This window comes from Mesorhizobium sp. 113-3-3, from assembly GCF_016756495.1.
Lineage (GTDB): Bacteria > Pseudomonadota > Alphaproteobacteria > Rhizobiales > Rhizobiaceae > Mesorhizobium.
Window position 1 is genome coordinate 3,256,012 of the sequence record NZ_AP023243.1, and the last position, 24,052, is coordinate 3,280,063.

Genomic DNA, 24,052 nt, shown 5'->3' on the forward strand with positions numbered 1-24,052 from the left:
GTTTGACAGCCAGTTCCGCCATCGCGGCCGAAGTGGTTTTTCAATAGGCTCCAACCCCAACCAGACCGGCAGGGGGCCGCCATGCTTTCCTTCATTATCAGGCGCCTTGGCACCATGGCATTGACGATGCTGTGCCTGACCATGATCGTCTTTTTCCTGATCAACCTCGAACCCAATCTGAAGAAGCTGGCGATCAGCCAGACCGAAATGCACACGTCGGCCGAGCAGTTGGAGGACTGGCTGGTCAACCATGGCTACCGGCAGAATTTCTTCGCCCGCTACGGACAGTGGCTGGGCCTGCTGCCCAAGCAGCCGGTGACCGACCCGGCAACGGGTAAGCCGACGCAGCGTTTCACTTTCTGCAACGATCCGGTCGTGCCGACCTTCGCCGGCGTCCTCGAAGGGGATTTCGGCTGCTCGACCAAGTTCAAGACGACCGTCGCCTCCAAGCTGTTCCCGGCACTTGGCGCCACCGGCGTCCTGATGTTCTGTGTGCTGGCGGTGATGGTGCCGGTATCGCTCCTGATCGGCATCCTGGCCGGCATGCGCGAGGGGTCGCGAACCGACCGGGTGCTTTCGGTGGCCTCGATCGCCTCGACGGCGACACCGGAATATGTGTCGGGCGTCATCTTCACCGTCATCTTCGCCTCATGGCTCGGCTGGCTGAACGGCTCCGCCGCCTCGGCGAGCCAGGGCATCACCTTCTACAATTTCACCCTGCCGGTGATGACGCTGGCAATCTACGGCATCGGCTACATCGCCCGCATGACGCGCGCCTCGATGGTCGAGGTGATGACGCAGCAATATATCCGCACCGCGCGCTTGAAGGGCCTTTCCTTCCGCGGCGTGGTGGTCAAGCACGCGCTGCGCAACGCGCTGATCGCGCCGTTCACCGTCATCATGCTGCAGTTTCCCTGGCTGCTCACCGGCGTCGTCATCGTCGAGGTGATGTTCCGCTACCAGGGCTTCGGCTACACGCTGGTCGAGGCCGCCGGCAACAACGACATCGACCTTTTGCTCGGCTGCTCGCTGGTCTCGGTGTTCATCGTCTTGATCACGCAGCTCATTTCCGATGTCGGCTACGCGTTTCTCAATCCGCGTATCAGAGTTCAGTAGGGGGCGAAGCGGATGCAGGTCCAATATATCAGTGCCTTCACCGTCGTTCTCGAAGTGCTGTCGCGCTTCTGGCCGGTGTGGATCGCGCTCATCATCGTCATGGGCGCGAGCTTCGCCTACAAGAAGAAGCTCGCGCTCTACGGACAGCTGTTCGACAGCGGCGTCGGCATCGTCGGCGTCGGTATCTGCCTGTTCTGGCTGTTCACGGCGATCTTCGCGGCGACCATCTCGCCCTTCGATCCGCTGGCCCAGGTCCCTGTGATGAAGGACGTGTTGCCGGGCGCGGTCGAGCCGCAGTCGGGTCTGGTCTATCTGTTCGGCGGCGACAAGCTGGCGCGCGACGTGTTTTCGCGCATGGTCTATGGCAGCCAGATCGTGCTGATCATCGCGCCGGCGGCGACCGGCTTCGCGCTCATGGTCGGCATCACGCTTGGCCTGCCTGCCGGCTATTACGGCGGCAAGATCGACACCGTACTGTCGTTCCTGGCCAACCTCGTGCTGGCGTTCCCGGTGATCCTGCTGTTTTACCTGCTGGTGACGCCGGGCATCATGGACACGCCAATCCCCTATGCCATGGCCGGCGTGTTCTTCCTGTTTCCAATCATCTTCTTCAGCGTGCTGTTCTGGACGCGCTACAAGAACCGGCCCGACCGGCTGTACATCCTGCTCGGCATCACCTTGATCGTCGGCGGCTGGATTTATCTGGGCCTGGTGTTCGACAAGGACCCGCTGCACATCGTCCACATCGATCCCAACCAGCTCAACATCTTCGTGGCGGTGGTGTTTGCCTCCAGCCCCGGTGTGTTCCGGATCGTGCGCGGCCTGGTGATGGACATCAAGACGCGTGACTATGTGGCGGCGGCGCAGACGCGCGGTGAATCGCCCTGGTACATCATGCTGTGGGAGATCCTGCCCAATGCGCGCGGACCGCTGATCGTCGACGCCTGCCTGCGCATTGGCTACACCACCATCCTGCTCGGCACGCTGGGCTATTTCGGCCTCGGCCTGGCGCCTGAGAGCCCCGACTGGGGTACGGCGATCAAGGATGCCAGCCGGCTGCTGCGCTCCTTCATCCATCCGGCGCTGCCGCCGACGATCGCGCTGATGTCTTTCGTGCTGGGGCTCAACCTGTTGGCCGACTCGCTGCGTGAACAATCGATGAAAGATTGATTGACGGGCTCTGGCCCGCATCTGGTAAAATTGGATTGGAGCGACCCATGAACGAGGCAGTTCGAAATCCCGCAGAGCCGATCATCGAGATCGAAAACCTGTCGATCTCCTTCTTCACCCGCAAGGGCGAAATACCCGCGGTCATGGATTTTTCCTGCACGGTCATGCCTGGCGAGGCGATGGGCATCGTCGGTGAATCCGGCTGCGGCAAGTCGACCGTGTCGCTGGGCATCATGCGCGACCTCTCCAATATCGGGAAGATCGTCGGCGGCAAGATCAAGTTCCAGGGCAAGGACATGGGCGAGCTCTCCGAGGAGGAGCTGCGCGCCATCCGCGGCAACAAGATCGCGATGATCTACCAGGAGCCGATGGCCAGCCTCAATCCGGCGATGAAGGTCGGCCAGCAATTGATGGAAGTGCCGCTGATCCACGACAAGGTGTCGAAGGAAGAGGCCTACAAACGCTCGCTTGAAATGGTGCGCGCGGTCAAGCTGCCCGATCCCGAGCGTATGATGCGCTCCTATCCGCACCAGCTCTCCGGCGGCCAGCAGCAGCGCATCGTCATTGCCATGGCGCTGCTGTCGAAGCCGGCGCTGCTTCTGCTCGACGAACCGACGACGGCGCTCGACGTGACGGTGGAGGCGGGCATCGTCGAGCTGGTCAAGGGGCTAGGCGAAAAGTTCGGCACCTCGATGATCTTCGTGTCGCACAATCTCGGCCTCATCCTCGAAACCTGCGACCGCATCACCGTGATGTATTCGGGCGAGGCGGTGGAGACCGGCAAGATCAAGGACGTGTTCGACCGGATGCGGCACCCCTATACGCAAGGGCTGTTCCGTTCGATCCCGCTGCCGGGCGCCGACAAGAATTCGCGGCCGCTGATTGCCATCCCCGGCCAGCTGCCGCTGCCGCATGAGCGGCCCAAGGGCTGCAATTTCGGTCCGCGCTGCCACCATTTCGTCGAGGGCGTCTGCAACGCCGCCGAAATCCCGATGATCGAGGTCGCCGGCCACGAGGGCCATTTCTCGCGCTGCGTGCGCTTCAACGAGATCGACTGGGAGGCACTGCCGCCCGGCGCCAAGAAGGTCAATGAGCGCGTCGTGCCCGGCGCGCCGGTGCTCAAGATCGAGGATCTGAGGAAGTACTACAAGGTCGGCGGCAGCGAGGTGTTCGGCTCGAGCGAGGGCCGTGTCGTCAAGGCCAACGAGACCATCTCCTTCATGGCGCGCGAATCCGAGACCGTCGCCATCGTGGGTGAATCCGGCTGCGGAAAGTCGACGCTGGCCAAGGTGCTGCTCGGCCTGGAGACGGCGAGTTCAGGCACGGTCACGCTGGGCAACAAGCAGATCCAGTCGACCGGCATCGAGAGCCGCAGCGTCGACACCGTGTCGTCGATCCAGATGGTGTTCCAGAACCCGTTCGATACGCTTAATCCCAGCCATTCGGTCGGCTCGCAGATCATCCGCACGCTGGAGAAGTTCAATGTCGGCAAGACGGTCGCGGACCGGCGCAAGCGCATGCTGGAACTGCTCGACCTGGTGAAGCTGCCGCGCGCCTTCGAGACCCGCAAGCCGCGCCAGCTGTCCGGCGGTCAGAAGCAGCGCATCGGCGTGGCGCGCGCCTTCGCCGGCGACGCCAAGGTGGTGGTAGCGGACGAGCCGGTCTCGGCACTCGACGTGTCGGTGCAGGCGGCGGTGACCGAATTGTTGATGGACATTCAGCGCAAGAACAAGACGACGATGCTGTTCATCAGCCACGACCTGTCGGTCGTGCGCTACATAGCCGACCGCGTCGTCGTCATGTATCTCGGCTACATCGTCGAGCAAGGCACGACCGACCAGATCTTCGCGCCGCCCTATCATCCCTATACCGAGGCGCTTTTGTCGGCGATCCCGATCGCCGACACCAGCGTGGTCAAGAAGCACATTGTGCTCGAAGGCGACATCCCCTCGGCGATGAACCCGCCGTCCGGCTGCCCGTTCCAGACACGCTGCGGCTACAAGAAGCTGGTGCCGGACAATCTGTGCGAGACCAAGGTTCCGCCGGTCAAGCATCTTGGCGATGGCCATATGAGCCTGTGCTGGCTATCCGACGACGTGCTGGCCAAGATGGAGCCGGTGATCAAGTTCGACAAGGAACACGCAGCCCATGAGGGGGTGCCGGACGATGCGCCGCATGGCGGCGGACCGGGTCCGACGGGAACGGCGCCCAAGCGGCCGCGTGGCAAAACGGGCAGCGCGGAAGCCGACCAGATCGGGGAAGCCGTGGAGCAAAGCGAGGCCGGCATGCGAGCCCGTCGCCACGAAGTGCGCGATGAGGTTTCCGAAACCGGTGTTTCGAAGCCGAAAGACACGACGAGGCGGCACTAACCCTAGGCAGGTATCAGGAGCCGCACTGCCGCAGTTGTTCAGCATAGTCCCGCGCCATCTTGTCGGTGGCCCGGGCATAGCCCTGCACGCCGGCGTCGCCACGATTGCCTCGACCATAGGCGGTCCAGCCGAGATAGTAGGCGAGGTAGAGATTGTAGGTGTCGTTGCGCGCGACGCCGTAGGTGTCCGCGGTCTTGGAATGATACCAGCCGACGAAATCGACGGCGTCGGCGAATTTGGTGCGCCGCGCGGCCCAGTTGCCGGTTTCGCGCTGATATTGCGACCAGGTGCCGTCGAGCGCCTGCGAGAAGCCGGTGGCGGAAGAGACGTGCTTCCAGGGGATGAAACCGAGCAGCTTGGTGCGCGGCGGCCGGGCATTGCTCTTGAAGCCGGATTCCTTGCGCACCGTCGCCATCAGCACCGGGACCGGCACGCCATATTTCTGCTCGGTGCGTTCGGCCGCCGACTGCCAATTGTCGAACCAGCCGTCATTCTGGTCGAAGACGGCACAGACATTGTTGATGTGACTGGGCGCGGTCGCGCAGGCCGAAAGTGCCAGCAACACGCCAATCGCTACAATTCTACTAAAACTCGACCTACGCATTGGGTGAGCAATAGGCCGAAATCATAAAAGGAGTCTTGCTGCCGCCGTTAACGCTTCGCCGGCGCGAGCGCACGGGAAAAAGCCATGTTGATATTCCGACGCTTTCTGCCGCTTTTTATACAGTGACGCTGCGCAAATGCCGCCTTGGCTAAAATCACGCCCGCAAACGGCGTATTTCTGACAGCTTGCCTGGCTGGCCGAGGCTTTGATGCCGGGCATGAACGAACCAAGACGCAAGCGCGGCGCCGATCGCACCAGCAACCGGGGGCCGGCGCCCATCCCGCAGCTGCCGCAAAGGCGGGTGACCAATCCCTATCCGCCGATGGCTCTGCTGTCTCCAGAGCAGATCGAGGCGATCCACCAGGCTTCGATGCATATCTTGGAGAATTTCGGCATCGAGGTGATGAGCCCGCGGGCGCTGTCGCTGTTCGAGAAGGCGGGTGCCAGGGTCGATCACGCCTCGGCCAATGTCCGCATCGATCGCGGCATGGTCGACGAGGCGCTGAAAACGACGCGCTCCAACTACACGCTGACGCCACGCAACCCGGCCAACACAGTCCATCTCGGCGGCAACACCATCAATTTCACGCTGGTAGCCGGCCCGCCCAACGTGCACGACATGGAGCGCGGCCGCCGCGCGGGCAATTTGCGCGACTATGCCGATCTCACCCGGCTGGCGCAGCATTTCAACTGCATTCATATGCTCGGCAACCAGGTTTGCGCGCCGGTCGAGCTGCCGGCCAATTCGCGCCATCTCGACACCTATTTCACCAATCTGACGCTGACCGACAAGAGCTTCCATGTCTCGGCGATCGGCCGGGGCAGGGCGCTGGACGGCATCGAGATGATGGCGATCGCGCGCGGTCTGACGCTGGACCAGATGCGCGACGATCCCGGCATCGCCACCATCATCTCCGTCAACTCGCCGCGCCGCTTCGACGAGATGATGGCCGAAGGGCTGATGACCATGGCCGAGTTCGGCCAGTCGGTGGCGGTCACGCCATTCACGCTGATGGGGGCGATGAGCCCGGTGACGCTGGCGGGCGCCTTGGCGCAGCAGAACGCCGAGGCGCTGTTCGGCGTCGTGCTGACGCAGTTGGTGCGGCCGGGCGCGCCGGTCATGTATGGCGCCTTCACCTCCAATGTCGACATGAAGTCGGGCGCTCCGGCCTTCGGCACGCCGGAAAACACCAAGGCCAACATCGCTTCGGGGCAATTGGCGCGGCGCTACGGACTGCCCTACCGGACGACGCCGGGCTCGGCCTCCAACGCGGCGGATGCGCAAGGCGCCTATGAGACGCTGATGGCGCTGTGGGGCGCCGTGCTCGGCCATGGCAACCTCGTCTACCATGCCGCAGGCTGGCAGGAGGGCGGGCTGACGGCGTCGTTCGAAAAATTCATCATCGATGTCGAGATGATCCAGCACATGATGGAGTTCCTGCGGCCGATCGTGGTCGACGAGGCGGAACTGGCAGTCGAGGCGCTGGGCGCGGTGCCGACCGGCGGCCATTTCTTCGGCGAGCCGCACACGCTGGAGCGCTACGCCACCGCCTTCTACCAGCCGATGCTGTCCAACTGGCAGAATTTCGAAACCTGGCAGGAGGCCGGCAGCCTCGATGCAACGGCGCGCGCGACGCGGCTGTGGAAGAAGGCGCTGGAGGACTATGTCGAGCCGGCGATGGACATCGCCGTGCGCGAGGCGCTGGAGGCCTATGTCGCCAGGCGCAAGGAAGCGATCGGGCAAGGCGAGCCGTGACGCCTCCCGTCTTGAATCCACTTACCCATCCAACTCACTGATATCAGAGAAAAATCCATGAAATCGCATGCAAAGGTCGTGGTCATTGGCGGCGGTGTCGTCGGGTGTTCCGTGCTGTTCCATCTGGCCCGCCATGGCTGGACCGACGTGGTGCTTCTGGAGCGCGACGAACTGACCTCGGGTTCCACCTGGCATGCGGCGGGCGGCATGCACACGATCAATGGCGACCCCAACGTCGCCAAGCTGCAGAAATACACGATCAGCCTCTACAAGGAGATCGAGGAACTGTCTGGACAGGCGACCGGCGTGCACCTGACCGGCGGCGTGCTGCTCGCCGCGACCGAGGCGCGGCTGGACTGGCTGCGCGGTGTCGTCGCCAAGGGCCGCTATCTCGGCATCGACCTGGAAGTGATCTCGGCGAAAGAGGCGGCCGAACTGATGCCGTTGCTCGACCCCAAGCAGTTCGTCGGCGCCGTCCGCAACAAGGAGGACGGGCATCTCGATCCCTCCGGCGTCACACACGCCTATGCCAAGGCCGCGCGCAAACTTGGCGCCGAGGTGGAACGCTTCACCAAGGTCGAGGACATTGTGCGGCGGCCCGACGGGCTATGGCGCGTCATCACCAACAAGGGCGAGGTGGTGGCCGAACATGTCGTCAATGCCGGCGGCCTGTGGGCGCGCGAGGTCGGCCGCATGGTCGGGCTCGAATTGCCGGTGCTGGCCATGGAGCACATGTACCTGATCACCGAGGACATGCCGGAGGTTGCCGCCTGGAACGCCAAGACGGGCACGGAGATCATCCATGCGGTCGATTTCGACGGTGAGCTCTATCTGCGCCAGGAGCGCGGCGGCATGCTGATGGGCACCTATGAGAAGGCCAACAAGCCGTGGTCGGAATACCAGACGCCGTGGAATTTCGGCCATGAATTGCTGGCGCCCGACATCGACCGCATCGCGCCGTCGCTGGAGGTCGGCTTCCGGCATTTTCCGGCCTTCCAGAACACCGGCATCAAACAGATCATCAACGGCCCCTTCACCTTCGCGCCCGACGGCAATCCGCTTGTCGGGCCGGTGCGCGGCCTGCCGGGCTTTTGGGTCGCCTGCGGCGTCATGGCTGGCTTCAGCCAAGGCGGTGGCGTCGGGCTGGCACTGTCCAACTGGATGATCGAGGGCGATCCCGGCGCCGATATCTGGGCCATGGATGTGGCGCGCTACGGCGACTGGGCGACGATGGCCTACACCAACGCCAAGGTTCGCGAAAACTATTCCAGGCGGTTTTCGATCCGCTTCCCCAATGAGGAACTGCCGGCCGGGCGGCCGCTCAAGACAACGCCCGTCTACGATCTGTTGTCGGCCAAGGGCGCGCAATGGGGTGTCGCCTATGGGCTGGAAGTGCCGCTTTGGTACGCGCCGCAAGGCGTGAAGGACGAATTCTCCTGGCGGCGGTCGAGCGATTTCACCCATGTCGCCAGGGAGGTCGCGACGGTGCGCGACGGCGTTGGCCTGGCGGAGATTTCGAGCTTCGCCAAATACAAGGTGACAGGCGAGGGGGCAGCGGCCTGGCTCGACCGCATGCTCGCCTGCAAATTGCCTAAACCCGGCCGCATGACGCTGGCGCCGATGCTGAAAGACGACGGCAGGCTGATCGGCGATTTCACGCTGGGCAATCTGGGCGGCGATGGCTGGTTCCTCGCCGGCTCGGGCATTGCCGAGCAGTACCATATGCGCTGGTTCGAGGCGCATCTGCCTGGCGACGGCTCGGTCCGGATCGAGGCGCTGGGCGCGAAACTCACCGGCCTTGCGATTGCCGGGCCGAAAGCGCGGGAGGTCCTGGCCAAGGTCAGCCGCGCTGATGTTTCCAACGCGGCGTTCCCGTTCATGGCGATGGCCAGGATGGATATCGGCATGGCGCCGTGCCTGGTCGGCCGCGTCAGCTACACCGGCGACCTCGGCTACGAGATCTGGGTGGCGCCGGAATACCAGCGCGCGGCATTCAATGCGTTGATGGCGGCGGGCGCGGAACTCGGCATCGGCCTGTTCGGCTCACGGGCGCTCAATGCGCTGCGGCTCGAGAAGAACTACGGCTCATGGGGGCGCGAATACCGGCCGATCTACGGGCCGCTCGAGGCCGGGCTCGACCGCTTTGTCGCCTATGGCAAGGAGGCCGATTTCATCGGCAAGGCGGCGGCGCTGGCCGAGCGCAAGGAAGGCGGCAAACTGCGGCTGCGCGCCTTCATCGTCGACGCGGACGATGCCGACGTCATCGGCGACGAGCCGATCTGGTTCGGCGGCACGGTGCGCGGCTGGGTGACATCGGGCGGCTATGCCCATCATTCGAAAAAATCGGTCGCTGTCGGCTATGTGCCGAAGGAGATTGCCGACGAAAGCGACGGCTTCGAGATCGAATTGCTGGGCAAACGCCATGCGGCGCGCATCCAGGCGGCACCGCTGTTCGATGCGAATTTCGAACGGATGCGGGGATGATGGCTCATCCCCGCGGGGACGTCAGGCCTTGCCGCGATTGTCCAGCGCGAAGGCGCCGGCGCCTGCGAAGACCAGATAGAGGAAGATGAAGCAGAAGGAGATCGCCGCGTCGCCGCCATTGTTGGCCGGGAAGAAGTCGCGCGGCATGTGCGCCATGAAATAGGCGATCGCCATTTCGCCGGCCAGCAGGAACGCGACGGGCCGCGTGAACAGGCCGAGAGCCAGCAGGATGCCGCCCGCGAATTCGAGGATGCCGGCCGCCGTCGTCAGCCCGGTGAGGGTATGGGGCTGGGCGCTGAAGGGGAAGTTGAACAGTTTCTGGCTGCCATGCTCGATGAATTGCAGCGCGGTCATGATGCGCAGCACGCCGAGCGCCTGCGGTCGGTATCGGGAGAGGCTTTCGAAAAGCTTCATCTGAACTCCATTTTCACCCTCCCGGTCCGGCCATAGATTGTTGCCCGGCGATGGACCATTCACTTCCCAGGGCGCGCCATCAACAATCGGTGATTGGAAATGTTCTCCAGTTTGACCTTTGATATCGTTCTCGTCAGGGTTGCATCTATATCGCTATGGTTGTATTGGTATGAGCAGTCTAAATCTGTGGGTTCCCTTGCCATGAAAAAAGTTGTCGTCAGCCTATTCGCCCTCGTTGCAGGCACCAGCTTGGCCATGGCCGAGGACGCCGGTTGCGAGGCCTTCAAATGGCCCGTGACGCGGGAGCAGGCGCTGTTTGCCGCAGCGCCGGCAACGCCGGCTGGAGCGGAGCTGGCCGTGGGTGCCGCCGCGGATCTGGCACTGGTTCCGGCCGAGAAAGCCGGTTTCACGCTGCCGCCCGAGCGCGCACCGGCGGAAGGTACGTTCGGCGCCGTCGCCAGTGTGGACGTGCCGGCCGAAGGTGCCATCCAGATCAGCCTGTCGGGCGAGGCCTGGATCGATGTCATCCAGGACGGCAAGGCCATCAAGTCGGCGGGCTACAGCGGTGTGAAAACCTGCCCCGGCATCCGCAAGAGCGTGCGCTTCAAGCTTGCGGCCGGCCCGGCCACTGTCCAGTTCAGTGGCGCGAAAAAGGCCGAGCTGAAGGTCGCGGTGCTGACGCCGGAGTAAGACGGCCAGGCAGAGGGATGCGGCCTTTCACCGGTGGTGCGATGAAAGGCCGTCGCTTCGAGCCTGCGGAGTTGCCGTCAGCGCACCGGCGCCATCAGCGCGAAATGCGCGCCTTGCGGGTCCTGGCACTGCACGATCCAGCTGCCGCCGGGAACCTCCATCGGTCCCATCAGGATCTTGCCGCCATTGTCGGTGACGCGCTTTGCCGCCGCGTCGATGCCGGTGACGTTGAAATAGAACTGCCAGACCGGGACCGGAATCTGCTGCGGCTTGTTCATGATGCCACCGCCGGATTCGGGGCCGGCGGTAAACGTCTGGTAGGTGCCCATCGGGCCCATGTCGAAATCGCCGGCATTGGCCCAGCCGAACTGGCCGGAATAGAAGTCGAACGCGGCCTTCCAGTCGCTGGTGTAAAGCTCGTGCCAGCCGATATGGCCGGGCGTACTGGCCGGCACAACGGGCTGGTCGGGGCGGTTGGGTTGCAGGAACATGAAGGTCGCGCCTTGCGGGTCGGCGACGACGGCGAAGCGGCCGACACCCGGAATGTCGCTGGGTTCACAGTGGACGCCGCCGCCCGCGGCTTTCAGGGATTTCGTCGAGGCGTCCACGTCCTTGGTATGGATATAGCCGAGCCATGCCGGCGGAGCGCCCATCTTCTTGACATCCTCGGGCATGGTCATCAGCCCGCCGACGCCGCGCTCGCCGACATTCATGACGATGTAACGCGGCATGCCGGGCGCCTTGTCGAAGGGCTGCGCCGTCCAGCCGACAACCTTGGTGTAGAAGGCCTCGGCGGCGTCGAGGTCCGAAGTCATCAGCTCGTACCAGAAGAAGGGCATTGGGGATTTCGGCATGGTCGGTCTCCTCACCGTTCAGCATCGATCGTTGTCCGATCCACCGCAGGACGATCCTGGAGGCGGACATCCGACAACCGCCCGCACAATAATGCCTTGTCCATGACATGCGTTCCCCGGTTGCGTATTCCACGTTTTTCGATTTCTGTACGGCAAGGGGGTTGTTCATGCGCCAGATGTCGCTGCCACGCCAGATGTCGCTCACGCCTGAGCTTGTCGCACTGTGCCACAGGGAAGAAGCCGATCCCGGCCCTGACCCGAGCTGGACCGAGCTGACTGACGGGGATTTCCGGACGCTTGCAATACGGCTTTCCGCGGAAGCGGACGAGGGGCCGCTTTGGGTGTTCGCCTACGGCTCGCTGATCTGGAAACCGGAATTCGAATCGGTCGAGCAACGGCTCGCCACGGCCTTCGGCTGGCACCGCTCCTTCTGCCTCGACATGGTGCGCTGGCGCGGCAGCGCCGCACAGCCGGGGCTGATGATGGCGCTCGAACGAGGCGGACGCTGCAACGGGGTGATCTACCGCTTGCCGGAGGGCGAAAAGCCGGCCCAGATCGAAAGGCTGCTGCGGCGCGAGATCAGCGACCATGAGAGCGTCAGTTCGGTCCGCTGGCTGCCGGTGCATACGGCGCAGGGCGGGCTGCGGGCGCTGGGTTTCTGGGTTGGCGTCAAGGGGCGGGGAACGTCGCTCGGCCAACCACTGGACAGAGTGGCCGGCATATTGGCCCGGGCCTGCGGCCATATAGGCTCGGGCGCGGAATATCTCTACAACACGGTCAGCCACCTCGAAGCGTTCGGCATCCATGACCGCAATCTGTGGCGGCTGCAGGAACTGGTGGCGGACGAGGTCCGGGCGCTCCATGGCCGGCCGGCCGGCGAGGACCATCGATCTCGGCAAGAGCAGCCCTCCATAGCATAACATGAGTAAAAAAATCATGTTTTTATCGAGCCTTTTCAGCGACTTGCGCTGAAAATTGACCAATTGATAAAAAAATAAAACGTGCTAGCCTTCCCCAAAACGAAAACATGGGGAACTGACAATGCCAGAAGGCCAGTTCAAGGAAGGTATCGTCGGCGGGCGGCTTGCCGCCGAGCAGTACGCGGATAATTTCTCCGACCTGCATCCGCCGCTCGATCACCATGAGGCGCTGGTCGAATCCGACCGCTGCTATTTCTGCTACGACGCGCCATGCATGAACGCGTGCCCGACCTCGATCGACATTCCGCTGTTCATCCGCCAGATCTCGACCGGCAATCCGATCGGCTCGGCCAAGACCATCTTCGACCAGAACATCCTTGGCGGCATGTGCGCCCGCGTATGCCCGACCGAGACGCTGTGCGAGGAGGTCTGCGTGCGCGAGGTGGCGGAAGGCAAGCCGGTACAGATCGGCCGCCTGCAGCGCTACGCCACCGATGTCGCCATGGCAGAGAACAAGCAGTTCTATGCGCGCCCGGAAGCGACCGGAAAGACGGTCGCCGTGGTCGGCGCCGGCCCGGCCGGCCTTGCCGCCGCGCACCGGCTCGCCCGCCATGGCCATGACGTCACCATACTGGAGGCGCGGCCGAAGGCCGGCGGCCTCAACGAATACGGCATCGCCGCTTACAAGAGCGTCGACAATTTCGCCCAGGCCGAGGTCGACTACGTCACGGCGATCGGCGGCATCGACATCCAGAACGGCAAGGCGCTCGGCCGCGACTACCAGCTCTCCGACCTGATCCGCAACTATGACGCGGTGTTCCTCGGCATGGGGCTTGGCGGCGTCAATGCGCTGCGCGCCGATGGCGAGGATGCCGCCGGCGTCACCAATGCGGTGGAGTTCATCGCCGAATTGCGCCAGGCCAGCGATCTTGCCGGCCTGCCGGTCGGCCGCCGCGTCGTCGTCATCGGCGGCGGCATGACGGCGATCGACGCCGCCGTGCAGTCGAAGCTGCTCGGCGCCGAGGAGGTGACGGTCTGCTACCGGCGTGGCCAGGAGCACATGAACGCCTCCGGGTTCGAACAGGATCTGGCCGCCGCCAACGGCGTCACCATCCGCCATTGGCTGCAGCCGAAGCGGGTGATCGCCGAGGCCGGCAAAGTGTCGGGCATCGAACTCGAATATACGGCGTTGAAGGGCGACAAGCTTGCCGGCACCGGCGAGACCCTGACACTCGTCGCCGACCAGGTGTTCAAGGCCATCGGCCAGAGTTTTGTCCCGGCCGCGCTCAATGGCAGCGGCGCCGCGATCGAACTCGAAGCCGGCCGTATCAAGGTCGATGCGGAAGGGCGCACCTCGCTGGCGAAAGTCTGGGCCGGCGGCGACTGCATCTTTGGCGGCGACGACCTGACGGTTTCGGCGGTCGCGCAGGGGCGCGATGCCGCGGAGAGCATACACAGGAGTCTGACGCAGGGATAAGGATCATGGCGACGGTGGAACCGGGCATCGCCCGTCACTACGACATAGCAGGTCTTGAGCAGCGCATCCTTGCCGCGCTTGCCGACACTGGCGTGGACATTGCTCATTTGCGTGCCGGTGATCTCGAAGCGGTCGACGAATTCCACATTGGCGGCATCGCCGCCACAAAAGAACTGCTTGGCCAGATGGGTTTGAAACCTGGAGCCAGGCTTCTGGACATTGGTTCCGGCGTGGGCGGTCCGGCCCGCTTTGCCGCCAACGATGCCGGCGCCGATGTCACCGGCATCGATCTCACGCAAAGCTATGTCGACATCGCGACCAGCCTGTCGAAGCGCACGGGAATGGCCGACAAGACGCACTTCGTGCAGGGCAGCGCGCTGGACATGCCATTCGCCGGTGCCAGCTTCGACGCCGCCATGATCCTGCATGTCGGCATGAACCTTCCCGACAAGAAAAAACTGATGAGCGAGGCCGCGCGCGTGCTCGAGCCGGGCGGTGTTTTTGCCGTCTACGACGTCATGCGGCTCAAGGTCGGCGCGCTGACCTATCCGCTGCCATGGGCATCGGATGAGAGCATGTCCTTCGTCGCCACGCCCGACGACTATCGCTCGGCCGCCACGGCCGCGGGGTTTTCCGTAATCACTGAGCGGCAGCGCGGCGCTTTCGCCGTCGAATTCTTCGCCGCGATACGCGCCCGGATGGCCGCCGCGCAGGCCGAGGGCAAGAAGCCGCCGCCCGGCGTCGGGCTCGTCATGGGCGAAGACGCCCGCACCAAGATCGCCAATCTCACCGCCGCGCTTGAAGGCGGCATTCTCGCACCCGTCGAACTGCTTCTTCGTCTCGGCTGAAAGGGACCTGTCATGGCAGATATCAGCAACAATTTCGTCGGCATCAAATCGCCAAATCCGTTCTGGCTGGCCTCGGCGCCGCCGACCGACAAGGCCTACAATGTCATCCGCGCCTTCAAGGCAGGGTGGGGCGGCGTGGTGTGGAAGACGCTTGGCGAGGAAGGCCCGCCGGTGGTCAACGTCAACGGTCCGCGCTATGGCGCGATCTGGGGCGCCGACCGGCGCCTGCTCGGCCTCAACAATATCGAGCTGATCACCGACCGCGACCTGCAGACCAATCTGCGCGAGATGAAGCAGGTCAAGATGGATTGGCCCGATCGCGCGCTCATCGCCTCGATCATGGTGCCTTGCGAAGAGGCAAGCTGGAAAGCCATCCTGCCGCTGGTCGAGGAGACCGGCGCCGACGGCATCGAGCTCAATTTCGGCTGCCCGCACGGCATGTCGGAACGCGGCATGGGCGCCGCCGTCGGCCAGGTGCCGGAATATATCGAAATGGTGGTGCGCTGGTGCAAGCAGTATACGCGCATGCCCGTCATCACCAAGCTGACGCCCAACATCACCGACATCCGCAAGCCGGCGCGGGCAGCGCATGCCGGCGGCACCGATGCGGTATCGCTGATCAACACCATCAACTCGATCACCGGCGTCGACCTCGACAGTTTCGCGCCGATGCCGACCATCGACGGCAAGGGCTCGCATGGCGGCTATTGCGGCCCGGCGGTGAAGCCGATCGCAATGAACATGGTGGCCGAGATCGCGCGCGATCCCGAAACGCGCGGCCTGCCGATCTCGGGCATTGGCGGGATCACCACCTGGCGCGACGCCGCCGAATTCCTGGCGCTCGGCGCCGGCAATGTGCAGGTCTGCACGGCGGCGATGACCTACGGCTTCAAGATCGTGCAGGAGATGATCGCCGGTCTGGAAAACTGGATGGACGAGAAGGGTCACCGCTCGCTCGACGACATCATCGGCCGCGCCACGCCCAACGTCACCGACTGGCAGTATCTCAACCTCAACTATGTCGCCAAGGCGCGTATCGACCAGGACGCCTGCATCAAATGCGGCCGCTGCCATATCGCCTGCGAGGACACCTCGCACCAGGCGATCACCAGCATGGTCAATGGCGTCAGGCATTTCGAGGTGATCGAGGCCGAGTGCGTCGGCTGCAATCTCTGCGTCAATGTCTGCCCGGTCGACAATTGCATCACCATGGAGCCGCTGGCCGCGGGTGCCATGGACGAGCGCACCGGCAAGCCGGTGTCGCCGGTCTACGCCAACTGGACCACGCACCCGAACAACCCGATGGCCAAGGTGGCCGCGGAGTAGGGTTTCGTCACGACAAGGGCGCCGAGGGCGCGGCAGCTCCCTTCTCCCCGTCACTATACGGGGAGAAGGTGCCGGCAGGCGGATGAGGGGCAGCGCGACGTTTGAGATGATCTGCCCGCCCGCATTTCATGCGTTCCTGACGATCTGGCGCAAGCGCCCTGTGTGTTGGCACAGGGCGCTTTTGTATGGTCCTAGTCATTAGATCGCAAAGTTGGCGCTGCCCCTCATTGCCCTGCCGGGCATTTCTCCCCGTATAGTGACGGGAGAAAGACGCTGTCATCGCCGATTTCGCCAATCACCGACGTATTCTCGTTTCAAAAGCAGGGGGCTGCACTTTCTTATTGCAGATAAGAATTATCCACGATAAAAGATATCCATGAATAGGAGATTGGCACCATGAAGCTGGGCGAGGGCGTTGAGGCGGCCATCCATTGCGCGGCCACGCTGGCGAGCGTGGAGGGCAACAGCACCATGCCGGGCGCGGCCCTGGCTGAGTGTTTCGGCCTGTCGCCGAGCTATCTGCTGAAGCATCTCAACATGCTGACCGCCGAGCGCATCCTGGAATCGGTGCCGGGCCCGGCGGGCGGCTACCGGCTGGCCCGGCCGGCCGGGCGCATCACCCTACTCGACATCGTGCTGGCGGTCGAAGGGCGGGAGCCGGCGTTTCGCTGCGGCGAAATCCGCCGCAACGGTCCGGTCAAGATCGATGCCTCGGCCTATGTCAAACCCTGCGGCATCAATGCCGCGATGCTGAAAGCTGAGCGCGCCTATCGGACAGCGCTGGCCGAAGTGAAGCTGTCCGATGTTGTGGTGGACTACGCGGCCGAAGGCGATCCGAGATCCTATGCCGCGAGCTGCGCCTTCGTGGCGCGCCACCAGCGGCCGCAGAAATCCAGTTCAACCCCTCCAAAGCAATTGTGAAAGGACAGACCATGAAACAGAGGATGCAATTCTTCGCCAAGGCGCCGGAGATCATGAAGGCGGTGTCGGCGCTCAACAAGGCGGTCGACGAATGCGGGCTGGAGGTCAGCCTGCTGCACCTGATCAAGCTCAGGGCCTCGCAGATCAATGGCTGTTCCTTCTGTGTGGAGATGCATAGCCGCGAAGCGAGGCGTGACGGCGAAACCGAACAGCGGCTCTATCTCGTCGCGGCCTGGAAGGAATCGCCGCTGTTTTCCCCGCGCGAGCGCGCCGCCTTCGCCTGGACCGAAGCGGTGACGCTGATTGCCGACAATGGCGTGTCGGACGAACTCTATGCCCGCACGCTGGAGCATTTCTCGGAAGAGGAACTGGTGAAGCTGTCCGTCGCGCTCGGCATGATCAACACCTGGAACCGGCTGTGCATTCCGTTCCACGCCATTCACCCGATGCCGGCCGCCAAGGCGGCCTGATTTTCCGTCGCCAAGGGAGCGCCGTCGAGGAGGCGGCGCTCAAATTGTTTTCAAAGGGAGCGTTTATGCCTGCCGATTTGCCATCGACCTTGTTGTTTCTCGGCCGTCTGCTGCTTGGCGGCGCCTTCGTCTTCGCCGGCCTGCGTAATGTCCAGAACGCGGCCTTCCTCACCGGGCTGATGGCCGCGCGCGGCGTGCCGCAGGCACGGCTGGCGCTGTGGGCCGGCATAGTGCTCCAGATCATTGCCGGCGCCCTGGTGATGGGCGGGCTATGGGTGGCAATCGCCAGCGCGGTGCTGGTGCTGTTCCTGATCGTCGCCACGCCGATGTTCCACAATTTCTGGGATCATGAGGGCCCGGACCGTGCGGCGCGCATCAACGGCTTCGTCGGCAATGTCGCGCTGAGCGGAGGGTTCCTGACGCTCATCGCGCAGTCGCTCTGAAGGGCGAAGCTAGAGCGGCGAACCGCTCTGGCTCTCTGCTTGACGCAATTCCGGACGGGAAACCGCTCCACACTTTTCCTGGAATTGCTCTAGGCCGCGAACCGCAACCCGCCATCGCAGGTCAGCACCTGGCCGGTCATGAAGCCGTTGGAGACGAGGAAGGCAATCGCCGAGGCGACATCCTCGGCGCGGCCGATGCGACCGACCGGCGTCTTGCCGGCATATTCGGCAAAGACCGCCTGCCGCTGTTCGTCGGGCAAGAAGTCCCACCACGGCGTGTCGATGACGCCGGGCGCCACGACGTTGACGCGCAGCGGCTTCAGTTCGACCGCCAGGATCGGCGCCACGGTCAAGAGCATGCCGTTGATGGCGCCGATGCCGGCCACACCAGGCATCGAGACCTGGGCCGACACCGCCGATATGAAGGTCACCGATCCCGATTTGCTTAGCGTCGGCAAGGCGGCCTGCAGGCAGGACAGTTGCGGCCGCACCTTCTCCTCGACGCCGCTGCCGAGATCGGCAAGGTCGAGCGTCTCGAACGGGCCGAGGCCCTTGCCGCCGCTTGCCGCCAGAACGAGGTGGTCGAACGGACCGAGGCGCTCGAAGAATTGACGCACCTCGTCCGGCTTCGACGCATCGAATGCAGCCTTGTCGGCGGCGCCGCCAAGGCTTTTCCAGGCGCTGTTGAGCCTGTCCTGGTTGCGCCCGGTGATCGTCACCTTCATGCCTGGGCCAAGCAGTTTTCGCGCGGCTGCCAGGCCGATGCCGGACGAGCCGCCGATGATGACTGTGTGTTCGGTTTTGCTGTTCATGAATGCTGTTCCTTGGATTTCGGGGAGGCTGGGCCGATGAGGTCGAGGCTCAGGCTTCGCAATTGCCGTCTTGCCTTGGCGTCGTAAGCCTGGGCATCGGCGCGGGATTCACGCAGCCCGTCGAAATAGAGGCCACTTCGGCCTTCGAGCGCGGGTGAGGCGGCGAGATTGACGATGGCTTCGGCGCCGGTTTCGACAGAGCTCCATGGCGTCACACCGGCCTGCCGGACCATTGTGGTGTTCATGTAGCTCGCCGGATGCAGCGCGTTGACGGTGACGCCGGTGCCTTTCAGTTCCTCCGCCAGATCGACGGTGAACAGGATCTGCGCCAGCTTGCTCTGGCAGTAGGCGCGCACGCCGCTATAGCCATTCGTCAGCATGACGTCGCCGAAGTCGATTGCCTGCTGGCCGGCTGACGCGACGTTGACGATGCGCGCCGGGGCGCTGGCCTTCAGCAGCGGCAGAAGCTCCGAGGTCAGCAGGAAGCCGGCGAGATAGTTGACGGCGAAACGCAGTTCGTAACCATCGGCGCTGATCTGTCGTTTGGCGCCAGCTGTGCCGATGCCGGCATTGTTGATGAGGATGTCGAGCCGGTCCGTTCGGGGACGCACAGCCTCGGCGAGGCGGCGAACCTCCGCCAGCGAGGCGAGGTCGGCGGTGAGGAACTCGGCTCTGCCGCCGGCCGTTTCGATCTCGGCAACGATGGCTTTTCCGCGCGCCGCATCGCGGCCGTGCACCAGCACGCGGGCGCCGGCGGCACCCAGTCGCTGCGCCACGACGCGGCCGACGCCGTCGGTCGAGCCGGTGATGAGGATTGTCTTGTCTTTCAGGTCCATGTCGGGAGCCTCCTGTCTGTTGCTCCAGACGCAAGATGGGACGTCGGACGGATCTCAAACAGTTCAAACTTTATCCTGGTATCGGTACTGCTATAATAGACTTCATGGACGCTCCCTCTCATTCCGCCGAGGACAGCCGCCGACGCGAGCTCGGCGCCTTCCTGCGCTCGCGACGCGAAAGGCTGACGCCTTCGGCGACCGGCATCTCGACCGGTCTCAGGCGCCGCACGCCGGGCCTGCGCCGCGAAGAGGTGGCGATGATCGCCGGTGTCGGCACCACCTGGTACACCTGGCTGGAGCAGGGCAGGGACGTGCGGCCTTCGGTGGAGGTGCTGACCGCGCTCAGCCAGGCGCTGCGCCTGGACGCCGTCGAGAAGCGGCATCTGTTCATACTTGCCGGACGCCAGCAGCCGGAGCGCCGCGTCGCCGCGCCGGAAAAAGCCGATGGTCCCTTGCTGCACATGTTGCAAAGCCTTGTCCTGCAACCCGCCTACGTCGTTGGCCGGCGCTGGGACGTACTCGCCTGGAATGACGCGGCCGTCGCGGTGTTCGGCGACTACGGCCTGCTGGAGGGCGACGCCCGCAACATCGTCCACATGGTGTTCACCAGCCCGCATCACCGCCGTTTGCTGGTCGACTGGGAAGAGCTTGCCCGCGTGGTGCTCGCTTCGTTTCGCGCGGAGAGCGCCAAATATGTCGGTGATCCCGATTTCGACCGGCTGATCGCGCTGATGATGCGCTCAAGCCCCGAGTTCCGTGACTGGTGGCCTTTGCGGGACGTGGCGCGAAGGCTGACCGGGCTGAAGCACGTCCGGCACCCGATTGCGGGTCCGATGACATTCGAGCATATGAGCCTGTCGATCGACGATGGGTCTGACATGAGGCTGGTCGTCTACACGCCGATGGCCGAGCAGAACTCGATCGCCAAGCTGCAGAAACTGCTCGACGACCTTCCGGCCGAGCGGCGCAGCGCCTGAGCCTTCGCGACAGTCAGCCCTTCGGCTTCAGCCCATCCAGGAACAACTGCTCCAAAAACCTCGCCGCGTCCTCGAAGCGGCCGTCGCCGCCGCGGTTCGGCCCGAGCACGGCGCGGACCTGCACGTCGAAATCGGCATAATGCTGCGTCGTTGCCCAGATCGAGAAGATCAGGTGCCAGGGGTCGGTCTTGGCGATCTTGCCGGCGCGCATCCAGCCCTTGATGACGGCGGCCTTCTCGTCGACCAGCGTTTTCAGCTCACCGGCCAGCAGTGGCATGATGCGCGGCGCGCCTTGCAGGATTTCGTTGGCGAACAGCCGGCTCTCGCGCGGGAAATCGCGCGCCATTTCGAGCTTGCGCCTGATGTAGCTCCTGAGTTCGGTCATCGGATCGCCGATGTCGTCGAGTTCGCGCAGCGGCGCCAGCCATGTGTCGAGCAGGCGCTGCATCAACGTCTCGTGAATGTCTTCCTTGCGGCGGAAGTAATAGAGCAGGTTCGGCTTCGACATGCCGGCGGCTTCGGCGATCTGGTCGATGGTCGAGCCACGGAAGCCATGGGTGGAGAACACTTCGAGTGCCGCCTCCAGTATAAGTTCGCGCTTTTCCTGCTGGATGCGGGTGCGGCGAGGGGCTTCCGTGCCGGTGTTCACCGTTGCGAACCCTCATGTTGCCAAATCTCGCGTTCAGAGGCATCTGGACCAATTCTCTGGACCAGTTTTTCCCCGGGCTGTGGAACGCACTTCAGGAGCCGCATTTCCGCTAGTAATCCCTTGACCGCCGACAGGGCGGTGCTAACGTTTGTCCAATCGGTCAAAAATTTGCGTAGCATGAAAACGGCGCAAAGACCAAGCGTTGGACGCACCGAAACAGATTACAAGGGGAAGTCTTGGTCATGTCCAACCGGCTGAAAGTCACGCCGAACGATCTCAGCGCCTTCTGGATGCCGTTCACGGCAAACCGGCAGTTCAAGCAGGCGCCACGCATGTTCGTGTCCGCCAAGGACATGCATTACACCACCAGCGATGGCCGCAAGGTGCTGGACGGCACCGCCGGCCTGTGGTGCGTCAATGCCGGCCACTGCCGTCCGAAGATCACCGAAGCGATCCAGCACCAGGCCGCCGAACTCGACTACGCCCCTGCCTTCCAGATGGGCCATCCCATCGTGTTCGAGTTGGCGAACCGCCTGGTCGACATCGCGCCCAAGGGGATGGACCATGTCTTCTTCACCAATTCCGGTTCGGAATCGGTCGAGACCGCGCTGAAAATGGCGATCGCCTATCACCGCATGAAAGGCGAGGGCGCGCGCACCCGCCTGATCGGCCGCGAGCGCGGCTATCATGGCGTCAATTTCGGCGGCATCTCGGTCGGCGGCATCGTCTCCAACCGCAAGATGTTTGGCACGCTGCTGGGCGGCGTCGACCACATGCCGCACACGCATCTGCCGGAAAAGAACGCTTTCTCGAAAGGCGTGCCGGAATATGGCGCGGAACTCGCCAACGAACTGGAGCGCATCGTTGCCCTGCATGATGCCTCGACCATCGCTGCGGTCATCGTCGAGCCGGTCGCCGGCTCCACCGGCGTCATCCTGCCGCCCAAGGGCTATCTGCAGAAGCTGCGCGAAATCTGCACCAAGCACGGCATCCTGTTGATCTTCGACGAGGTCATCACCGGCTTTGGCCGTCTCGGCGCGCCGTTCGCGGCCGATTATTTCGGCGTCACGCCCGACATCATGACCACCGCCAAGGGCGTCTCCAACGGCGTCATCCCGATGGGCGCTGTGTTCGTGAAGAAGGAAATCCACGACGCCTTCATGACCGGCCCCGAGCACATGATCGAGTTCTTCCACGGCTACACCTATTCGGGCAACCCGATTGCCTGCGCCGCTGCCCTGGGCACGCTCGACACCTACAAGGAAGAGGGCCTGCTCACCCGTGGCGAGGAACTGGCGCCCTATTGGGAGGACGCGCTGCACTCGCTGAAGGGCGAGCCGCATGTCATCGACATCAGGAACATCGGCCTGATTGGCGCGATCGAATTGGCGCCGATCCCCGGCAGCCCGACCAAGCGCGCGTTCTCGGCCTTCGTCAAGGCGTTCGAGCGCGGCGCGCTGATCCGCACCACCGGCGACATCATCGCGCTGTCGCCGCCGCTGATCGTCACCAAGGGCCAGATCAACGAACTGATCGACCATGTGCGTGAAGTGCTGCGGTCGATAGACTAAACTCGCTTTTATCTGGGCGGGTGGCGATGGGAACCGCCACCCGCCCAGATCATGAAATGGAAGGACTTTGAATGGCCGCACCCGGCGAGAATCTGCGAATCAATTCAGACCGTTTGTGGGATTCGCTGATGGAAATGGCGAAGATCGGCCCCGGCATTGCCGGCGGCAACAATCGCCAGACCGTGACCGACGAGGACGGCGAGGGACGGCATCTGTTCAAGCGCTGGTGCGATGATGCCGGGCTCGAAATGGGCGTCGACGAGATGGGCACCATGTTTGCCCGCCGTGAAGGCACCGATCCCAGCCTGCCGCCGGTCTATGTCGGCAGCCATCTCGATACGCAGCCGACCGGCGGCAAATATGATGGCGTGCTTGGCGTTCTCGGCGGGCTGGAGGTGGTGCGTTCGCTCAACGATCTCGGCATCAAGACCAAACATCCCATCGTCGTCACCAACTGGACCAATGAAGAAGGCGCGCGCTTTGCGCCGGCGATGATGGCGTCGGGCGTGTTCGCCGGCGTGCTCGACCAGGCCGACGTCTATGAGCACACGGACAAGAACGGCAAGAAATTCGGCGAGGAACTGGAGCGCATCGGCTGGAAGGGCACCGAGAAGGTCGGCGATCGCAAGATCCACGCTTTCTTCGAACTGCATATCGAGCAGGGGCCGATCCTCGAGGACGAAGACATCGACATCGGCGTGGTCACCCATGGCCAGGGCTTGAAATGGCTGCAGGTGACGCTGACCGGCAAGGAAGCGCATACCGGCTCGACGCCGATGCCCAAGCGCCGCAATGCCGGGCTCGGCATGGCCCGGGTGATCGAACTGGTGCACGAGATCGCCATGGACTACCAGCCCGACGCCGTCGGGGCGGTCGGCCATATGGAAGCCTATCCCAATTCGCGCAACATCATTGCCGGGCGAACCGTCTTCACCGTCGACATCCGGTCGCCGGAGAAGGAAGTGCTCGACGCCATGGATGCGCGTGTCCGCGAAGGCATCGACACGATCTGCGATGCGCTCGACATCAAATACAAGATCGAGCAGGTCGGCCATTTCGATCCGGTGACCTTCGACAAGGGCTGCGTCAAGGCGATTCGCGATGCCGCCGAACGGCTTGGCTACTCTCACCGCAACATCGTCTCCGGCGCCGGCCATGACGCCTGCTGGATCAACCGCGTGGCGCCGACGGCCATGGTGATGTGCCCCTGCGTTGATGGCCTCAGCCACAACGAAGCGGAAGAGATCACCAAGGAATGGGCCTCGGCCGGTGCCGACGTGCTGTTCCACGCGGTTGTGGAGACGGCCGTCATCGTGGAGTGAACTTAGACATCTAGATTCCAAAC

The 24,052-nt window shown here is 63.7% G+C and carries 22 protein-coding genes; 16 read left to right on the forward strand and 6 right to left on the reverse strand.

Annotated elements, in window-relative coordinates:
- The first annotated feature begins 81 nt into the window (after positions 1–81).
- Genes JG746_RS15875 through JG746_RS15885 form a run of 3 tightly spaced genes read left to right on the forward strand, consistent with a single transcriptional unit; the run spans position 82 to position 4,655 of the window.
- Complete coding sequence (locus JG746_RS15875) at positions 82–1,116, forward strand: ABC transporter permease (protein ID WP_202358983.1); 1,035 nt, start codon at positions 82–84, stop codon at positions 1,114–1,116.
- 12 nt (positions 1,117–1,128) lie between these two features.
- Positions 1,129–2,286 carry an ABC transporter permease gene (locus JG746_RS15880; protein ID WP_202358984.1) on the forward strand — a complete coding sequence of 386 codons (1,158 nt, stop codon included), beginning with the start codon at positions 1,129–1,131 and terminating at the stop codon, positions 2,284–2,286.
- Positions 2,287–2,333: 47 nt separating this feature from the next.
- On the forward strand, positions 2,334–4,655 hold the full coding sequence (locus tag JG746_RS15885) for a dipeptide ABC transporter ATP-binding protein (RefSeq protein WP_202358985.1): 2,322 nt from the start codon (positions 2,334–2,336) through the stop codon (positions 4,653–4,655).
- A gap of 13 nt (positions 4,656–4,668) precedes the next feature.
- On the opposite strand, the gene JG746_RS15890 is transcribed toward JG746_RS15885, so the two are convergent.
- On the reverse strand, positions 4,669–5,259 hold the full coding sequence (locus tag JG746_RS15890) for a transglycosylase SLT domain-containing protein (protein ID WP_202358986.1): 591 nt from the start codon (positions 5,257–5,259) through the stop codon (positions 4,669–4,671).
- A gap of 217 nt (positions 5,260–5,476) precedes the next feature.
- On the opposite strand from JG746_RS15890, the gene JG746_RS15895 reads away from it, so the two are divergent.
- Entirely contained in the window at positions 5,477–7,015 is a 1,539-nt protein-coding gene (locus JG746_RS15895) for a trimethylamine methyltransferase family protein (RefSeq protein ID WP_202358987.1), read from the forward strand.
- A gap of 57 nt (positions 7,016–7,072) precedes the next feature.
- A complete protein-coding gene (locus JG746_RS15900; protein ID WP_202358988.1) occupies positions 7,073–9,499 on the forward strand; it encodes a GcvT family protein in 2,427 nt (808 codons plus the stop codon).
- Positions 9,500–9,520: 21 nt separating this feature from the next.
- Here JG746_RS15900 and JG746_RS15905 read toward each other — a convergent pair whose 3' ends face one another.
- Positions 9,521–9,913 (reverse strand): DoxX family protein, encoded by a 393-nt coding sequence (locus tag JG746_RS15905; RefSeq protein WP_202358989.1) that lies wholly within the window; start codon positions 9,911–9,913, stop codon positions 9,521–9,523.
- Between the two features lie 99 nt (positions 9,914–10,012).
- Between JG746_RS15905 and JG746_RS15910 the strand changes: the two genes are divergently transcribed.
- On the forward strand, positions 10,013–10,603 hold the full coding sequence (locus JG746_RS15910) for a hypothetical protein (RefSeq protein WP_244730834.1): 591 nt from the start codon (positions 10,013–10,015) through the stop codon (positions 10,601–10,603).
- A 77-nt stretch (positions 10,604–10,680) separates the two neighbouring features.
- Here the strand turns inward: JG746_RS15910 and JG746_RS15915 are convergent, their stop codons facing one another.
- On the reverse strand, positions 10,681–11,457 hold the full coding sequence (locus JG746_RS15915; RefSeq protein ID WP_202358990.1) for a VOC family protein: 777 nt from the start codon (positions 11,455–11,457) through the stop codon (positions 10,681–10,683).
- 167 nt (positions 11,458–11,624) lie between these two features.
- Between JG746_RS15915 and JG746_RS15920 the strand changes: the two genes are divergently transcribed.
- The 7 genes from JG746_RS15920 to JG746_RS15950 all read left to right on the forward strand — a co-directional run bounded on the left by JG746_RS15920 (position 11,625) and on the right by JG746_RS15950 (position 17,862).
- A complete protein-coding gene (locus tag JG746_RS15920; protein ID WP_244730835.1) occupies positions 11,625–12,377 on the forward strand; it encodes a gamma-glutamylcyclotransferase in 753 nt (250 codons plus the stop codon).
- Between the two features lie 121 nt (positions 12,378–12,498).
- A complete protein-coding gene (locus JG746_RS15925; protein ID WP_202358991.1) occupies positions 12,499–13,854 on the forward strand; it encodes an NAD(P)-dependent oxidoreductase in 1,356 nt (451 codons plus the stop codon).
- 5 nt (positions 13,855–13,859) lie between these two features.
- Entirely contained in the window at positions 13,860–14,702 is an 843-nt protein-coding gene (locus JG746_RS15930; protein WP_202358992.1) for a class I SAM-dependent methyltransferase, read from the forward strand.
- A 12-nt stretch (positions 14,703–14,714) separates the two neighbouring features.
- Positions 14,715–16,028: an NAD-dependent dihydropyrimidine dehydrogenase subunit PreA gene (gene preA, locus JG746_RS15935; RefSeq protein ID WP_202358993.1), complete on the forward strand. Its 1,314-nt coding sequence runs from the start codon at positions 14,715–14,717 to the stop codon at positions 16,026–16,028.
- Between the two features lie 396 nt (positions 16,029–16,424).
- Positions 16,425–16,949, forward strand: coding sequence for an RrF2 family transcriptional regulator (locus tag JG746_RS15940; protein ID WP_202358994.1), 525 nt, complete (start codon positions 16,425–16,427; stop codon positions 16,947–16,949).
- Between the two features lie 11 nt (positions 16,950–16,960).
- Positions 16,961–17,419, forward strand: coding sequence for a carboxymuconolactone decarboxylase family protein (locus tag JG746_RS15945; RefSeq protein ID WP_202358995.1), 459 nt, complete (start codon positions 16,961–16,963; stop codon positions 17,417–17,419).
- Positions 17,420–17,484: 65 nt separating this feature from the next.
- Positions 17,485–17,862, forward strand: a complete 378-nt coding sequence (locus JG746_RS15950; RefSeq protein ID WP_202358996.1) for a DoxX family protein — start codon at positions 17,485–17,487, stop codon at positions 17,860–17,862.
- Positions 17,863–17,951: 89 nt separating this feature from the next.
- Here JG746_RS15950 and JG746_RS15955 read toward each other — a convergent pair whose 3' ends face one another.
- Both JG746_RS15955 and JG746_RS15960 read right to left on the reverse strand, forming a co-directional pair.
- The gene (locus JG746_RS15955; RefSeq protein ID WP_202358997.1) at positions 17,952–18,674 is read right to left on the reverse strand and encodes an SDR family oxidoreductase; all 723 of its coding nucleotides are present in this window, start codon (positions 18,672–18,674) and stop codon (positions 17,952–17,954) included.
- Complete coding sequence (locus tag JG746_RS15960; RefSeq protein WP_202358998.1) at positions 18,671–19,510, reverse strand: SDR family oxidoreductase; 840 nt, start codon at positions 19,508–19,510, stop codon at positions 18,671–18,673. Before JG746_RS15960 ends, JG746_RS15955 begins: the two co-directional genes overlap by 4 nt.
- A 104-nt stretch (positions 19,511–19,614) precedes the next feature.
- On the opposite strand from JG746_RS15960, the gene JG746_RS15965 reads away from it, so the two are divergent.
- Positions 19,615–20,487: a helix-turn-helix transcriptional regulator gene (locus JG746_RS15965; RefSeq protein WP_202358999.1), complete on the forward strand. Its 873-nt coding sequence runs from the start codon at positions 19,615–19,617 to the stop codon at positions 20,485–20,487.
- Positions 20,488–20,500: 13 nt separating this feature from the next.
- Here JG746_RS15965 and JG746_RS15970 read toward each other — a convergent pair whose 3' ends face one another.
- A complete protein-coding gene (locus JG746_RS15970; RefSeq protein WP_202359000.1) occupies positions 20,501–21,136 on the reverse strand; it encodes a TetR family transcriptional regulator C-terminal domain-containing protein in 636 nt (211 codons plus the stop codon).
- A 242-nt stretch (positions 21,137–21,378) separates the two neighbouring features.
- Between JG746_RS15970 and JG746_RS15975 the strand changes: the two genes are divergently transcribed.
- Positions 21,379–22,707 carry an aspartate aminotransferase family protein gene (locus tag JG746_RS15975; RefSeq protein WP_202359001.1) on the forward strand — a complete coding sequence of 443 codons (1,329 nt, stop codon included), beginning with the start codon at positions 21,379–21,381 and terminating at the stop codon, positions 22,705–22,707.
- 71 nt (positions 22,708–22,778) lie between these two features.
- Positions 22,779–24,029, forward strand: coding sequence for a Zn-dependent hydrolase (locus JG746_RS15980; protein ID WP_202359002.1), 1,251 nt, complete (start codon positions 22,779–22,781; stop codon positions 24,027–24,029).
- Positions 24,030–24,052 lie beyond the last annotated feature (23 nt).